Source organism: Herminiimonas sp. (genome assembly GCF_030655415.1).
Genome location: NZ_JAURVN010000006.1, coordinates 131,968 through 147,682, shown reverse-complemented (window position 1 = coordinate 147,682; position 15,715 = coordinate 131,968). Strand labels below are relative to the sequence as shown.

The window sequence follows — 15,715 nt, the reverse complement described above, 5'->3', positions numbered from 1 at the left end:
CTACATGGCATAAGGGCATCCCATATATATGGGATCAAAAGTTATAAATTGTGAAATTACAGCCAAAACCAGCATTTTTGCGGCGTCTCCTTAATAATCCTCAGCTATTCTGCAGTCTACAAAAGCAATCAAGATGGAGACTTAAGCTTGGCACTGCGACTTCGATTTCTACTAGATACAAACATCCTAATACCCTTACAAGATTCAAATCATGTTCTTGAATCAAGTCTGATTGATTTTGTTCGTCTAGCCGGAATCGGTGGTCATCAATTGATCTACCACCCGGCAACGATTCGCGATCTTCTACGTGATACGGATCACAAAAGACGCGAGACAAGTTTGCATCGTTTATCCCAGTATTCAAAACTGGATAATCCGGCACCATGCCCATGGAATACGGAAAATACATCGGAAAATGACGCATGCGACAACGAAATTCTTTATGCCATGGAATGCGATGCAGCTCACGCACTTATTACAGAAGACAAACGTATTCATGCTAAAGCACGTAGTAAAGGATTAGCTGACAGGGTGTATACGATTCAAATGGCCCAAAATTGGTTAAGTGGGCTACTTGAATCAAAAGTCAAAATTCCCAATATTGAAGACGTACCACTACATAGCCTGACGCCTAATTTAAGGGATGATTTCTTTAATAGTCTTAGGGACGGGTATCAACCTTTCGATAAATGGTTTCGAGAGAAGGCAAGTGATGGACGGCGCGCTTGGATATACAAAGATGAGACGGACAAACTTTCTGCAATTTGTATTTACGCATCGCAAGAAAATGAAACTATCAACGATGACCAGGAAGTGCTCCATGGGAATGCTCTTAAGCTTTGCACTTTCAAAGTTGGAGAATCCGTCCGCGGACGCAAGATAGGTGAGTTATTCCTCAAAATGGCTTTTCGACACGCCTCCAGCAACGCTTGTGAAAATTTATTTATTCATGCAAACGAAGAACGTCAAGATTTTCTAATTAGGCTGCTTGAAGATTTTGGTTTTTCAAAGCAAGGGACGTATAACGAAGACATCGTAATGGTGAAACCTCACCCGAAATGTGCTCCTAAATCGGAAGGATTAAGCCCACTGGAATATGCGCGACGATATTTTCCTCATTTTATTCAGGACACTGCGGTAAAGAAATTTATCGTTCCAATTCAGCCCGCATTTCATGAAACACTCTTTCCAGATTACGTTCCAAAGCAATCACTTTTATTTAATCCAACAAACAATGCGGGTAATGCTATTAAGCTAGCCTATCTCTGCCATGCGCCAGTTAAATCAATAGTTGCGGGCGATATTCTTCTTTTTTACAGAACGCAAGATGAACAATGTTTGACGACTATAGGCATAGTGGATAAATTCGAAGTTCTCAAAGATTCCGCGAAGATCGCTAGTCTTGTAAGTCGCCGTACTGTTTACAGCCAAGAAGAGATCGAACGCATAGCGCTAAAAGAAACAAAGGTTATTCTTTTTAGAGCGGTAGAGCATCTTGCTCATCCCGTAAGCTATGCTGAACTTCAAGACGAATGTGGCATTGCAGGTCCACTACTTTCCATTAGAAATATCAATGATGATCAATTTTCAAAATTGCTTAGTGCCGCAGGGCGCCAACGCGATAGTTTTATCAATTAAGCCGAAGTACGCTGAGTTAATCCTTGCTGGTACAAAGACCGTCGAATTACGTCGTAGTTGGGCGGCGGAGAAAATTGACGTAATTTTGATCTATGCTAGTTCGCCTATTTGCCGTCTCGTCGGTATTGTAAAAGTTAAAGATATTCGGAAATTGGCACCAGCCACACTTTGGACTCACTGTTCACAAAATGGCGGTGGACTTACGCGACAAGAACTTCTGCAATATTTCGAAGGAAAAGAAAAGGGTTATGTAATCTTTCTGGATGACGCAAAGCGTTTTAGCAAGCCTATTGAACCTCAAACGATTATAGAAAATTTTTCAGCCCCACAATCTTTTCGATATTTAACGCCACCTGAAATTAGGAAACTCGAAACTAAATTACGCACCAAAAAGAAAACAACATGATAATTTTTGTGGCAGGTGTTCATGGCGTAGGAAAGACATATCTCGCGACACCTACTGCAAAACAGCTGGGGATTAAGCACGCGACTGCTAGCCAACTAATCAGAGAAGAACGTGGAACAAAATCTTGGTCGGAAAATAAGCGAGTTGATGAGGTTCACGACAATCAGACAGCGCTAATTTCTGCATTAAAGAAATTACAAGAAAAAGGTGAATCTCTGCTACTTGACGGGCATTTTGTTCTTCGCGATGAAACAAGTATCCCGATAACTATCGATATCGAAGTATTCAAAGCTTTGCAAATCGATGCGGTCATATTGCTCGAAGGAGATGCAGATACTATTTGCGCAAGATTAAGCGCGCGCGGCGATCAATCTTGGGCCAGCGAAAATCTCCGCTCTTTTGCATCATCAGAGTTAGCCCATGCCATTTTCGTGACTTCCTCTATGGGATTGCCACTACAACGAATGACGGCCCCGGATCATGCTCAATTTATAAGTGTTGTTAAGTCCTTTTTGGAAAACACTTAAAACACTAATGTTAGATAAGCAACCGAATAAACTTCTCAAACCCTGTAAAACCGGAATATGGGCAACCGTTTCAATCACGGATGCCATCCTTGCAAACCCACTCAGGAGTCCGTCATGAAAAAACTGTCCATCGCATTATTGAGCGTCGTCGCCATTAGCGGTTGCTCGACCTTCAACAGTTCTGGCCCTATAGCTGTCGCCAACATGGAACCGACGCAGGGCAACAAGGCGCAAGGCACTGTGTCCTTCATCAAAAAAGGTGATCAGCTTTTGGTCGATGCGCGTTTGACGGGCTTGCCGCCTGGCGCACACGGCTTCCATATTCATGAAAAAGGTGATTGCAGTGCGCCTGATGCAATGAGCGCTGGCGGCCATTTCAACCCGACCGGCAAACCGCACGGCAGCCCAATGCAAGCGGAACGTCATGGCGGCGATCTGGGTAACATCACTGCCGATGCGAATGGCAAGGCTGAGTTGCAGATGACGATCCCGCTGAGTGAAATCGACGTCAGCAAATCGGGCGCATCGAGCATCGTCGGCAAAGGCTTGATCGTGCACGCCGATCCTGATGATTACAGAACACAGCCGACCGGCAATGCAGGCAAGCGTTTGGCTTGTGGTGTGATCACTCTGCGTTAATTAGAGAGAAAGTTGCTGACGCGATTACAAAGTTAGTCGCGACATGCATAGCCAAAAAGAAAGCGAGCTGATGCTCGCTTTCTTTTTGGAAATTTAATCTGGGATCATCACTGCTTGTAAAGCGCCTGCAATTCCGCACGCGACGCTGCGACGTCCCGCTGAAAATCCGGGTTCCGCTGGATCAATACTGCAATCATTGATGCAAGTTGGCGCCCTGCTTCGACATCGCTTGGATAATGCACCCCGCCGATGACGCGGTTCTCGCCAAAGGCGTAGGCACGGTCGTAAATTTGCTCGCGCTTATTCGGCATCAGGTCGGCTAGAACAATCCCCGCAAGATAGGCATAGGTCGCGTGACCGCTAGGGTAAGAATGACTCTTGTACAGCGTGGATGGCGTCAGCCGATCATCGGCCAATGGCGGCCGCACGCGCTTCCATTTTTCCTTGCCTTGTCTATTGATGGGACGTTGTGTCTTGTAGAGCTTGTCGAATAACTTGATGGTTGCCGGCAGGTTGGCACGCGTAAACTGCGGACCCATTACATCAGCAAACATCAGCACGCTCTGTCTGAGATCACTGACCGTCTGCAGCACCTGTTGCGGTGTACGATTTTTCTGCAGGACGAGCATCGCCTCAATCTCGCGTTGCGTAGCTTCCGCATCGGGTGGTGGCGCCAGAAAGCGGGTGCTGTCGAACTGCGATGACAACAGGTAGACCTTATCCTGATCCGGTTTAGCGATCACGTCCATGATTGCTACCGGCGGATTGGCTGCGAAGACGTATGGCATATGCAACGCACATGCGAAGGCTAAAACGATCAGGCCGGTGCGGTCAAAGTTGCGTACGGGCATTACCAACTCCGTAATGAAATGACGTTCATAATAGCGTCCAAATTCACAACAGTTTGTGTGAAACCCCTCACAGTTTTGCCGATCGTGTTTGTCTTTTGGCAGCTTTGATATCCATGAAACAGCGGGGAAGTGTATTCTGTAGCTATCCCGATCTAATCCCTGAAAAAGCAGCCCTCATGTCCAGTACCGATGCCAAGAACATCAATTGCGCCGAACTATCGCCGACCTCTATCCGCATGCTGGAATTACGGGACGCGGTATTGGGCGAATGGCAAAAACGCATGCGCGCGAGTATCTCCAAGGCGGCGGTGTTGGCCGAGCCGATACTGGTCAATACGATGCCCGTTGTGTACGCCAATATTGCCGAAGCGCTGACGCCAGAATATGCGCGCACCAGCAACGGCGTGCTGGAAACGACAGTCGCATCCGAGCATGGCAACGAACGCGCGCGTTTGACCAACTACGATTTGAGCACGGTCATTTCTGAATATCAGGTGTTGCGCTCGGCCATCTTTGATGTGCTGGCAGAAAACGGTTTGCATCTGGTCGAAAGCGATGTGCGCATCATCAACATGACGCTGGACGCAACGATCAAGGAATCGGCAACGGCATTCTCACTGGTGCAAAGTGCATTCCGCGAACGCTTTGTGGCGACGCTGGCGCATGACTTGCGCAGCCCATTGAGCGCGGTGCAGATGTTTGCCGAACGCATCCTCAGGACGAACGATCCGCAAGCCATTCTCGAGATGGCAGACAAGATCAAACAAAATGTCGGCCGCATGGATCGCATGATCCGCGAGTTGCTGGATACGGTGGTGTTCGAGCAAGGTGAGCGTCTGAAGCTGACGCTCACCAACTTCAACATCATGGAAATCATCCAGGAAGTATGCGATGAATCTTTTGAGATTTATGGATCACGTTTTGAAGTCGTCGGCGAAGACGTCAACGGTTGGTGGGGTCGCGATGCCTTGTTGCGTTCGATGGAAAACCTGATCGGCAACGCCTTGAAGTACGGCTCGAAAGATACGCCTATCACCATCAAGATCGATCACTATCACGGACGGATTTTGATCTCGGTACATAACGAGGGTAATCCGATTCCACCGGATCAACTGGAATCAGTGTTCCAGGTATTTGAACGCGCCAAGATTGCAACTGATGAGAACGAACAGGGTTGGGGCTTGGGCTTGCCGTTTGTGCGCAGCGTGGCAGAAAGCCATGGCGGCAGCATCGTGACGGATAGTTCAGCGGATACGGGGACAACTTTTATCATCGATATCCCTATCGATGCACGTCCCTTTCTGAACTCACCGACCTTGCAGCTGAAGCAGTAAGCACGACTCAGCTACGCGCTGATTGCTTTTGCGATCGCGCTATTACGCAGCATCCTTGCCTAAATTTTCCATCAGAAAATTTACAAATGTCCGCACGCGCAATGACATGTGTCGCGCATGCGGATACAGCAGAATGAATGGCCGCGAGGTGCCACCAAAGCGTGGCAGCAGTTCGACCAGATCACCATTCTGTAAATCTTTCTCCACGATGAAGCGATAGGTTTGTACCAAGCCTGCGCCACTGCGCGCGAGCGTGACTATTCCCAGTACATCTTCTGAACAGCAGTAGCCCCCTTGCGTCGTAATATCGACCGGCTTCTTGTCGACGCGAAAATTCCACGGGATCTTGCGGCCAGTGCTCGGCAATTCAAACTGTATGCATTCATGCGCTTGCAGGTCTTCCGGCTTCTTCGGTGTGCCGGCGCGCCTTAGATAATCTGGCGATGCGACGAGGACCAACTCTGCATCTTCCAGCTTGCGGGCAATCATGTTGGAATCAGTTGGGGCGCGCCCGCGTATCGCGAGGTCGTAACCTTCTTCAGCAAAATCGATATTGCGATTACTCACGTGCACATCAACTTGCACGTCGGGATACAACTCGCGAAACTTTGGCAGCAAAGGCAGCAAGCGGTAATGCGCATACGGCGTCGGCATGCTGATGCGCAGCAGCCCGGCTGGTGCAACTTGCTCGCCCGTCACCAATCGCTCTGCATCCACCAATTGCGACAAGGCTTGCCGACTCTGCTCAAAGTAGACGCGCCCGGCATCGGTCAAACGAATCTGCCGCGTGGTGCGCACAAACAGACGCACGCCTAAACGCTCTTCCAAACGCGAGACGGATCGACTGACTGCAGCGGGCGTCACGCCGGCCGCATTGGCCGCAGCGGTGAAGCTGCTGAGCTCTGCCGCGAGGCAAAACAGTTCGATGCTACCCAGCAGAATGTCGTCGAAATTGCGTTTCATCAGCGTCTTTCATTAGTTACATCAGGTATCAGGTAATTTGCTTAAACCTGTATTTATCACTTCAATCGGCATAAGTATAGTTCATCACATCGGGAACACAAACCACCCGCTGCCGCAGTACCAAGTATCGAATTCGAGCAACAAGGCGCTGCGCACTTACATACTTTATTGAGGATTTGAAAATGAGCACAGCACCAAACACCAGCAACAAAACAGTGATCGTCACAGGCGCATCAAGCGGCATCGGCTATGCGATCGCAGAGGAATATTTGAAACGCGGTTACAACGTGGTCGGCAATGCACGCACGATGGCGCGCTTGCAAACCGCAGCGGAAAAACTAGGCTCGCCACAAAACTTTCTGCTGGTGGCTGGCGACATCGCACAAGCTGCGACCGCAAAAAAACTGTTCGCAGTCGCGATTGCGGCCTTCGGCAAAGTCGACATCCTGATCAATAACGCGGGCATCTTTACCGCCAAACCAGTGGTCGATTACACCGAAGATGATTTGAACACGATCGTCGATACCAACTTGAAGGGCTTCTTCTACCCAACGCAGGAAGCAGCCGCGCACATGGTCGCCAATCAACAAGGCCACATCGTCACAATCACTGCGAGCATCGCAATGCAGCCGAATGCATTGGTACCGGCCTTGTTGCCGGTGCTGATCAAAGGCGGCTTGAACCATGCAACACGCGGCCTCGCCATCGAACTCGCCGCATCGAACGTCAAGGTCAACGCTGTCGCACCCGGCATCATCAAGACGCCTATGCATAGCGATGATGAAGCAACGCAAGCATTCTTCCGTCGCTTGGCGCCTACAGGAACCACCGGCGTCACCAAGGATGTAGTCGATGCAGTGTTGTACCTGACCGAATCGCAATTCACGACCGGCGTAGTGCTGGCAGTGGATGGCGGTGCAACGGCTGGCACCTGGTAATAAGATAGACAGCACTGCTGATACTGCAAACAGTGGTCGGCCTGTTTTGAAAATTGTTCTCTGTCATTGGCAATGCGCCGGTGCAGAGAACATTCAACGAACGATTAATCCAAACCCGAAGGAGAACTCACCATGCCATACGTCAATATCCGCATTACCCGTGAAGGCGTCACTGCAGAACAAAAGCTGGCTTTGATTGAAGGTGCGACCGATTTGCTGAGTCGCGTATTGAACAAGAATCCGGCGACGACTTTTGTCATCATCGATGAAGTTGAAATGGATAACTGGGGCGTGAATCGCGAGAACGTCACGACCTTGCGCAAGCGTGAAGCTGAAAAGAAAAAGGCTGGCTAATTGTCTTTTGAATTGCGCAGTGACTAAAGTCGCTGCGCAATTTTACTAATCTCGATTGAAGACTTATTTCCAGGACGGGTAAGAGCGCCAGTTAGCGACCCAATCCGGGACTTCTGCAGCCAGCAACGGTTTGGCGATACCGTAGCCCTGGCCTAATTCACAACCCAGCTCTAGTAATTTTTCACCGATTTCAACTGTCTCTACGCCTTCTGCAATCACATCTCGGTGGAAGGCCGTTGCCAGGCCAATCACAGCTTGGACAATGGCGAGATTTTCGCAGTCTTCCAGCATGTTGCCGACAAAGCTGTGATCTATCTTGAGCGTCTCTGCAGGAAAATGTCTGAGGTAAGTCAGCGATGAATAGCCGGTGCCGAAATCATCAACAGAGAAACGCACGCCACATTGCTGGCAATCGCGTATCACATCTGACACGGCATGAATATCCTGCAGTGCGCTGGTTTCCAAAATCTCTAGATCGAGATCATGCGGATGAACTTCTGGGTATTTGGCCAAGGCAACAGCCAGACGCTTCGCAAAATCCTTCTGCTGTAATTGTCGTGCGGCGATATTGACGCTGACAGAAATATTAAGCCCGGCCTTGCGCCACGCATCCATCTGCTTCAGCGCTGCGTTCATTACCCACTCGCCTACCTCTTCGCTCAACGGATGGCACTCAATCGCGGGCAGAAATGCATCCGGTGCCAGTTGCCCTAGCTGCGGATGGTGCCAGCGTATCAATGCTTCTAAACCGATGATGGCGCCGGTGCGCATGTTGACCTTGGGCTGATAGCGCAGAAAAAATTCCTCTGCATTCAATGCCTGCCGAATTCTTTCGTGTTGCTGGCTGCGCGTCTTCACTTCAGCATCAAGCTCGGAATCAAAGATGTGAAATCGATTTTTGCCAGCCTGCTTGGCTTCGTACATCGCACGGTCAGCATGACGTAGTAGTTGATCGGCATCGACGTTGTCCAGCGGATAAATCGTGACCCCTATACTGGCGGATATTCGCAAAAGCTTGCCATCCACCACCACTGGTTCAGCGCAGGCACGTAATACGCGATCAACCATGCGACCGCATTGATGCGGCCCCTGTACATCAGCCAGCACGACTGCATATTCATCACCACCGATACGCGCCAGCGTATCCACATTACGCAAGGTAGTCTTCATATTCTTTGACACGGCAACCAGCACTTCATCACCAACATTGTGACCATACTCGTCGTTAATTTCCTTGAAGCCATCGAGGTCAAGATAGAGGACGGCGAGTGAGGTTTGTGTACGCTGGCTGACTGCCATTGCTTGATTCAGGCGATCTGACAGTAGTATGCGGTTCGGCAAATCGGTGAGCGCATCAAAATGTGCCAGATGTTCAAGCTGTTCTTGCTTGATACGCAAAGAGGTGATGTCAGCAAACAATGCGACGTAATTTTGGATGTTGTGGTCAGCATCCCTTACGACACTGACCTTCAAGTATCCCGCGTAGCTCTCGCCAGTTTTGCGACGGCTCCATAACTCGCCTTCATATTTGCCGTCGATGGCCAAACTGCTTGCCATGTCTATAAATACTTCTGGCCCTTGACGACTGGAACTGAACATCATAGGCGACGAACCGACCACGTCTTCGCGCGAGTAACCGGAGATATTAGTGAAGGCTTCGTTGACTTCGATGATGATGCATTGCGCATCGGTGACAATAATTGCTTCGTTCGTGTTGGTGAAGACACGTGAGGTCAGTTCGAGGCGCGCGTTCGCTTTCTTTTGATTGGTAATATCACGTGCGATCTTGGAGGCGCCTATTACGCGGCCAGTGTTATCACAAATAGGAGAAATTGAGACAGATACATCGATTAGCTCGCCGTCTTTGCGGACGCGCACTGTTTCGAAGTGATCGACTTTTTCGCCCTTGCGTAAGCGATTAAGAATCGAGGCTTCTTCGTCTTGTCTATCTGCTGGCAGCAAGACCAACATGGACTGGCCTATCATTTCTTCTGCGCTGTAGCCAAACATGGTTTGCGCACCGGCGTTCCAACTGTTTATGATCCCATCCAGCGATTTGCTGACGATCGCGTCGTCGGACGATTGCACTATCGCCTGGAACTGTTGTGCCTTCATTTCGCTACGCAGACGCTCGGTGATGTCGCGTGCGACCTTGGATGCACCGATTACTGTGCCTTGCTGATCGTAGATCGGCGAGATGGTGACAGAGATATCAAGCTGCTTGCCGTCCTTGCGGATACGGACGGTTTCGAAGTGATCGACTTTTTCACCAGCGATGATTTTTTCGAGTATGAATCGCTCTTCGTTCTTTTTATCCGGCGGAAATAATTTCAGCAGTGAATGCCCAATCATTTCATCGGCTGTATAACCAAACAGCCGGTGCGCTCCAGCGTTCCAGCTAGTCACGATTCCCAAGAGGTTTTTGCTGATGACTGCGTCATCAGATGAGTCCACGATGGCTTTGTAGTGCTGATTAAATGCGCTATCGCTTATCTGAGGCAAGCAATCCTGAACATCGACACTCAGTGCCAAGTCTTCAGTAGCGTCCTTATTATCTAAACTCATTTGACCTACTCCAAGAAACCGCTGGGTGATCGTGTCGGACCGCTTTATTTGTTCTTTGCAACGACTGTTGTAGCCGCACTAGTTCAATTAATTACGCTGCAAGCCAGCTTAAGCTTTTTTCGAAGGTTTATTCCCACATAAAACTAATTCTCCGCGCTTGTCGGAGATAGTCCACATTATTGGATGACTAATAAGTAAGCACTCCCATGAATATGGGATACCAAATAAAAAAAGGGCTCCCGAAGGAGCCCTGAAAGTTGAGACCGATTTACTACTAGGGGAAACTACTACTTAAGCGTGTGCGCCTGATGGGTTACCAGCAGCTGCAGCATTCTCTTTCGCGAGCTTCTCCTTGGACAACGCGACGTGTTTTGCCAGCGTTGGTCGGAGGGCTACGATAGCCAATACTGCGGCGGTCAGATCCATACATGCAACTGTGTACAGAACGGTAGACCATGTGCCGGTTGCTTCCATCATCAAGTTACCGACTGGTACGAACAATGCGCCGATACCTTTAGCGGTGTACAACACGCCGTAGATTTTACCGATGTGCTTGGTACCGAATGCATCGCCAGCCAGAGCCGAGAACAGGGAATAAACTTCGCCCCATGCCAAGAACACGACGCCGGACAAGATCAAGAACGCCCATGGGTTGTGACCGAAGTAGCCCAGAGCAATAATGCCGAAGCCTTCCAGTGTGAACGCAATAACCATGGTTTTTTCACGGCCGATGTTGTCTGAGATCCAGCCAAACAATGGACGGGAGATACCGTTCATGATGCGATCGAGCATCAGTGCCAGTGGCAACGCTGCCATGACAAAGAAGTACATATCGACTTCGAACTCTTTCACACCCAGATCGCTAGCGATAACGCCGAGCTGAGCAACAGCCATCATGCCGCCGGTAACTACGCAGATGAACATGAAGAACATGAGCCAGAACAGTTTTGTGTTCAGCGCTTCTTTCAATGTGTAATCACGAGTAGCTTGTACCAGTTTGCTCGATACTTGAATTTCACCTTTGAGTGGCGAACGCAGGAACCATGCAGCAACGAATGCCAGGCCACCTTGCAAGATACCGAAGAACAAGAACGTTGCTTGGAAGCCCGATGATTCGATCATTGCCGCGATAGGCAAAATCGTTGCAGCGGAACCAGCACCGTAACCACCAGCGGTCAAGCCAACTGCCAAGCCGCGACGGTCCGGGAACCATTTCAACGCATTGTTGATACATGTTGCGTAGATCGAACCGACGCCGATACCACCGAACACTGCGCCAACGTAGAACGCTGTCAGAGTAGTAGCTTGCGAGTTCAAGTACCAAGCAAAACCGATGAAGATCGCGCCGAATGCGACCATCAGGCGTGGGCCCAATTTATCGATGAAGTAACCTTCAATCGGTGCGAGCCAGGTTTGTACCAGAACGAAAATGGTAAATGTGATTTGAATTTCTGCACGTTTCCAGCCAAATGTTTCTTGGATTTCTGGAACGAACAATGTCCATGCGTATTGAATGTTCGCGGTTGCGATCATACAAATGACGCCGACTACCAGCTGCCACCAACGCTTGTTGGATACTGGTTTATCTAATGCTACTGCTGGTCCGCCGCTCATTTGGATGCTCCGTTAAAAGTTGCCATCATGTGTTCCTCATGTCCATCAATCATCTGGTCTTGCGGCCAGACAGCTAATGCTTGGATTAAATATTTGCCTAAGCAAAGTGCAAAGGCCTCTCAAGGTTTCAGTTTTAAGGCAGCCACTACGTGGTCCGGTCGATCGCCGTTCCGCCTTTCGTCTTGCTGATCCGATCAAGAATCGCCAAGACGTTTGGTTTGATCATGTACACCTTCACGCTTGCATGAAAAAACCATCTTTGGAGCAAACAACCCGGCTTGATCTGATCTCGCTACCGTTTGTGCCAAGCGTTGGGCATTCCCGGTTGCCGGCGAACCGGCGGCGTCATAAAAACGCAAATCAGAAAAAACGTGGTGAGTTGAATGAACCTCAGCAATCTCAAGGTACTGTTAAATACCCGTTAAATTTTCGATGGAATATACGTAGGTAGACCCACCCCAACAATACGTAGTTATACTTATAATTTCTGAATTTAACATTTTTATTGCGACGCGAAATCTTCTGAAAGCCTTATGAATAAAGGATTTAACGCGGAATTGAGAAGAAACGATGTGCGGATGCGGATATGCGATTTTTTTATAGCAGTTATCATTTTAAGCAATAAGACGTTGCTATCTGTTACACAAAATTCCCTGACGGCATTGCCGCAACTGATGATGAAAATGGATTTTGCAACGCGATGAAAACGGCAAATCCGGATGCCGTCGGATGCCGTTTTTGTATTTTGAGGGGGAGTTTTGAATGAGCTGGTTGCTCATTCAGAGTTTTGCTTCTACTTAAGATTTAATTCATTTAGACAGTGCTTTTTGCGCGCGATATCTGGCCGAGCGCTTGGGCATCAACATCGATCCGCTGCAACTAGGCGCGCCGCAATAACAGGCGAATGCCTTTTTGACGGCGGGCGTGTGACGCTCTTCAAAGATCAATGCGTAGTCGTAGCTGAGTTCTTCGCCAGCGGCAATTTCCACTACTGAATAGATATAGACGCGGCCATCGTCATGTTCAACCGCTTCGCAATTGGGCTCGCACGAGTGATTGATGAAGCGCGCTTCGTTACCGCCACTGCCACCATCAATGATGCGGCCATCATTCAGACTAAAGAAGTAAGTGTGATTGAGCGGGCCTTCGGCATCGGCACGGTCTTGTGCAACTTCCCACATGATGCGTTCGCCCTGGTATTCAACGATGCATGCGCCGGGTTCTATAGTCCTGCGCGCAAAAATGCCGGTGCCGTGGATGGTAGAAGTTTTGACTATGTATAAAGGTGGCGAGACCACACATACCTCAGCAGACACATCACCATTTATATCCGCAGCTAATATATCTGCAGCGACTTTATCTTGTGACTTTTTCAATTTGATTCTGTTTTCCAGGCGAAAATTGCATGCAATAGTTGCGAATAGCGTTGCCATTGTACGAAGAAAATCACCTGCGCTGACGCCGATGTCTGCTTAAGTATTCAATCTGTCGAACTTTAGTGCCGGGCTGACTGCCTTATATAGGTAGCGGACAATCCGCGGAGCAATATTTGGCGAAACAAATATCCCAGAGAAGTCCATAATGTGTGCAGTTTCCACCTGCTGTCGAAGATGAAGTCCAATTCCATTCTTGCCAACGCACGTAACCGCAGCACCATCGGTTTAGTGCTATCAGTGTTGTTCCATATTGCGATCCTGCTATTTGCGCTGGAGCATCAGTCGACCCCGCCGCAAGAAATCGGCACCTCGATGACAGCACCGATCTCGATACAGTTGCTGCCACCAGCCGAGAACTCAAGCAAATCCACGCCCTCGCCCGCCATCACCGTGACGCGACCTGCCACCAAAGCCGCTGGCAAACCAAAAGAGAAGGCGCGCAAGGATCAAGACGTCGCGCGTAAAAAGCCGACACCAGCGCCGCAAGAAAAAGTCGTCTCGGTCCAGCCGCAACAAGCCCAGCCAGAAGCCGCACCGACCGACATGATGAGCATGCTGAATAACGCACGCGAACGTCGCCGTGCAGCAGGCACGCCAGATCGCAACGATAGAGAAACCGAAGAACAGCCGGATGACAATGCAATTGCCAGAGCGAATATCCAGCACAGCATGCGGCAAGCGCAATCGCGCGGCCGCAACGATGGTGGCGGCGTATTCCAGGTGACATTCAAAGGTGTACGCACGGCAGAAATGATTTTCCGCGGCTGGGATGAGCGCCGCCGCAACACTACGCGCCAGTTGCTGGAAATCGATGCTGGCTTGAATGGCGATATCGACACCGCCATTGTCCGCAAGATGATTGAGTTGATCCGTCAACGCCAATCCGGCGACTTCAGCTGGGAATCGCGCCGCCTGGGTCGCGTCGTCATGTTGTCGGCACGCGTGCAAGACAATGCGGAGTTGGAAGAATTTTTGAAGAAGGATTTCTTTGAGTATTACCGCTGAGTTCTAGCGAACATTCCCGCTGCAGTATTTCGTCAAGTAAATAGCCATACGCCGAACCAATCGACACTAGCAACGCTCCATTCAATATGGTTTAGTCGAACTGCCAACACGGAGGCCTTATGCAACTTGAAGGATCATGTCATTGCGGCGCAGTGCACTTTTCTGTCAACAGCACGACGCCTTATCCCTACCAACGCTGCTACTGTTCAATCTGCCGCAAGACGCAAGGCGGTGGCGGTTACGCGATCAATCTGGGCGCCGATGCCAGCACCATGAAGGTAAAAGGTGCTGACGATATCAGCGTTTATCACGCCAAATTCAAAAACCCCGGTGATGAGCGAACGCATACCAGTACAGGACAACGCCACTTTTGCCGCCGCTGCGGTAGCGCGCTGTGGTTATACGATCCAACTTGGCCAGAGTTAATCCATCCATTCGCATCAGCCATCGATACGCCTTTGCCGATACCGCCTGAACATACGCATCTGATGTTGGACTTCAAAGCACCGTGGGTGGAAATCAATGCGACGAAGCAGGATAAGCAGTTTGATATTTATCCTGAAGAATCGATTGCCGAATGGCATGAACGCCTGGGATTAACCAAACCGGACTAAAGAAACCAAATCTGTTCTGACATAGTTCACACACAATAAAAAAACCGCGACCTGGATCGCGGTTTTTTATACAGCCAAGCGATGCGATTAAAGAATCGCCGACACTTCCGGATGCGGGATATTCATCGAGCTTCTATCCAGCACACGCAATTGCGTATCAAGCTTGTAGACCAGCGGCACGCTGTTAGGCACATCGAAGCGCGAGACTTCTTCGTCCGACATATCTTCCAGCAGCTTGACCAGCGCACGCTGGCTGTTGCCATGCGAAGAAATAATGATGTTCTTGTCTTCGCGCAAAGCGGGCGCGATCGATTCATCCCAAAACAGACGTACCCGCTCTACCGTATCTTTCAGCGATTCGCCCAAAGGCAATGAAGCGCGGTCGAGGCCGTCGTAACGCGGCTCGAAACATGGCGAACGCGGATCGTCTTTGTCCATCAGCGGTGGGCGACTGTCGAAGCCGCGACGCCATAACCAGACTTGCTCTTCGCCAAATTCTTTGATCGTTTCTGCCCGATTTTGCCCTGTCAGTGCGCCGTAATGCCGCTCGTTCAAACGCCAGTGACTGACGATGGGGATGTACATCGCGTCCAGCTCATCGAGCATCAGCCATTGCGAGCGGATGGTTCTTTTCAGCATTGAAGTGTAGGCAAGATCGAAGCTGAATCCAGCTTCAGCAAGCGCGCGGCCAGCGTTACGTGCCTGTTGAATTCCATTGTCGGTCAAATCGATATCGGTCCAGCCGGTAAAGCGGTTTTCCCTGTTCCATTGTGATTCGCCATGGCGAACAATCACCAAATTACCCATTACTTTTTCTCATGTTGAAGCAGC

At 49.7% G+C, this 15,715-nt stretch carries 15 protein-coding genes; 9 read left to right on the top strand and 6 right to left on the bottom strand.

Annotated elements, in window-relative coordinates; translation table 11 throughout:
• Nucleotides 1-147 precede the first annotated feature (147 nt).
• The 4 genes from Q7T66_RS06245 to Q7T66_RS06230 all read left to right on the top strand — a co-directional run bounded on the left by Q7T66_RS06245 (nucleotide 148) and on the right by Q7T66_RS06230 (nucleotide 3,210).
• The gene (locus Q7T66_RS06245; RefSeq protein WP_304932470.1) at nucleotides 148-1,638 is read left to right on the top strand and encodes a GNAT family N-acetyltransferase; all 1,491 of its coding nucleotides are present in this window, start codon (nucleotides 148-150) and stop codon (nucleotides 1,636-1,638) included.
• Nucleotides 1,574-2,044, top strand: coding sequence for an ASCH domain-containing protein (locus tag Q7T66_RS06240; protein WP_304932469.1), 471 nt, complete (start codon nucleotides 1,574-1,576; stop codon nucleotides 2,042-2,044). The genes Q7T66_RS06245 and Q7T66_RS06240 overlap by 65 nt, the downstream gene beginning before the upstream one ends.
• Entirely contained in the window at nucleotides 2,041-2,571 is a 531-nt protein-coding gene (locus Q7T66_RS06235) for an ATP-binding protein (protein ID WP_304932468.1), read from the top strand. Before Q7T66_RS06240 ends, Q7T66_RS06235 begins: the two co-directional genes overlap by 4 nt.
• A 114-nt stretch (nucleotides 2,572-2,685) precedes the next feature.
• On the top strand, nucleotides 2,686-3,210 hold the full coding sequence (locus tag Q7T66_RS06230) for a superoxide dismutase family protein (RefSeq protein ID WP_304932467.1): 525 nt from the start codon (nucleotides 2,686-2,688) through the stop codon (nucleotides 3,208-3,210).
• Between the two features lie 107 nt (nucleotides 3,211-3,317).
• Here Q7T66_RS06230 and Q7T66_RS06225 read toward each other — a convergent pair whose 3' ends face one another.
• On the bottom strand, nucleotides 3,318-4,061 hold the full coding sequence (locus Q7T66_RS06225) for a phosphatase PAP2 family protein (protein WP_304932466.1): 744 nt from the start codon (nucleotides 4,059-4,061) through the stop codon (nucleotides 3,318-3,320).
• A 176-nt stretch (nucleotides 4,062-4,237) separates the two neighbouring features.
• Between Q7T66_RS06225 and Q7T66_RS06220 the strand changes: the two genes are divergently transcribed.
• The gene (locus Q7T66_RS06220) at nucleotides 4,238-5,395 is read left to right on the top strand and encodes a sensor histidine kinase KdpD (RefSeq protein ID WP_304932465.1); all 1,158 of its coding nucleotides are present in this window, start codon (nucleotides 4,238-4,240) and stop codon (nucleotides 5,393-5,395) included.
• Nucleotides 5,396-5,437: 42 nt separating this feature from the next.
• Here Q7T66_RS06220 and Q7T66_RS06215 read toward each other — a convergent pair whose 3' ends face one another.
• A complete protein-coding gene (locus Q7T66_RS06215; protein ID WP_304932464.1) occupies nucleotides 5,438-6,358 on the bottom strand; it encodes a LysR family transcriptional regulator in 921 nt (306 codons plus the stop codon).
• Nucleotides 6,359-6,540: 182 nt separating this feature from the next.
• Here Q7T66_RS06215 and Q7T66_RS06210 point away from each other — a divergent pair, with 182 nt between their 5' ends.
• On the top strand, nucleotides 6,541-7,296 hold the full coding sequence (locus tag Q7T66_RS06210; RefSeq protein ID WP_304932463.1) for an SDR family NAD(P)-dependent oxidoreductase: 756 nt from the start codon (nucleotides 6,541-6,543) through the stop codon (nucleotides 7,294-7,296).
• 132 nt (nucleotides 7,297-7,428) lie between these two features.
• On the top strand, nucleotides 7,429-7,650 hold the full coding sequence (locus tag Q7T66_RS06205; RefSeq protein WP_304932462.1) for a 4-oxalocrotonate tautomerase family protein: 222 nt from the start codon (nucleotides 7,429-7,431) through the stop codon (nucleotides 7,648-7,650).
• Nucleotides 7,651-7,713: 63 nt separating this feature from the next.
• Here Q7T66_RS06205 and Q7T66_RS06200 read toward each other — a convergent pair whose 3' ends face one another.
• The 3 genes from Q7T66_RS06200 to Q7T66_RS06190 form a co-directional block, all read right to left on the bottom strand.
• On the bottom strand, nucleotides 7,714-10,215 hold the full coding sequence (locus Q7T66_RS06200; RefSeq protein WP_304932461.1) for a PAS domain S-box protein: 2,502 nt from the start codon (nucleotides 10,213-10,215) through the stop codon (nucleotides 7,714-7,716).
• 291 nt (nucleotides 10,216-10,506) lie between these two features.
• Complete coding sequence (oxlT, locus tag Q7T66_RS06195; RefSeq protein ID WP_304932460.1) at nucleotides 10,507-11,829, bottom strand: oxalate/formate MFS antiporter; 1,323 nt, start codon at nucleotides 11,827-11,829, stop codon at nucleotides 10,507-10,509.
• An 809-nt stretch (nucleotides 11,830-12,638) separates the two neighbouring features.
• Entirely contained in the window at nucleotides 12,639-13,205 is a 567-nt protein-coding gene (locus Q7T66_RS06190) for an SET domain-containing protein (protein WP_370691616.1), read from the bottom strand.
• A gap of 234 nt (nucleotides 13,206-13,439) precedes the next feature.
• Here Q7T66_RS06190 and Q7T66_RS06185 point away from each other — a divergent pair, with 234 nt between their 5' ends.
• Nucleotides 13,440-14,270, top strand: a complete 831-nt coding sequence (locus Q7T66_RS06185) for a hypothetical protein (RefSeq protein ID WP_304932459.1) — start codon at nucleotides 13,440-13,442, stop codon at nucleotides 14,268-14,270.
• Nucleotides 14,271-14,389: 119 nt separating this feature from the next.
• Entirely contained in the window at nucleotides 14,390-14,884 is a 495-nt protein-coding gene (locus Q7T66_RS06180) for a GFA family protein (RefSeq protein WP_304932458.1), read from the top strand.
• An 87-nt stretch (nucleotides 14,885-14,971) separates the two neighbouring features.
• On the opposite strand, the gene gpmA is transcribed toward Q7T66_RS06180, so the two are convergent.
• Nucleotides 14,972-15,691 carry a 2,3-diphosphoglycerate-dependent phosphoglycerate mutase gene (gpmA, locus tag Q7T66_RS06175; RefSeq protein ID WP_304932457.1) on the bottom strand — a complete coding sequence of 240 codons (720 nt, stop codon included), beginning with the start codon at nucleotides 15,689-15,691 and terminating at the stop codon, nucleotides 14,972-14,974.
• Nucleotides 15,692-15,715: the final 24 nt, after the last annotated feature.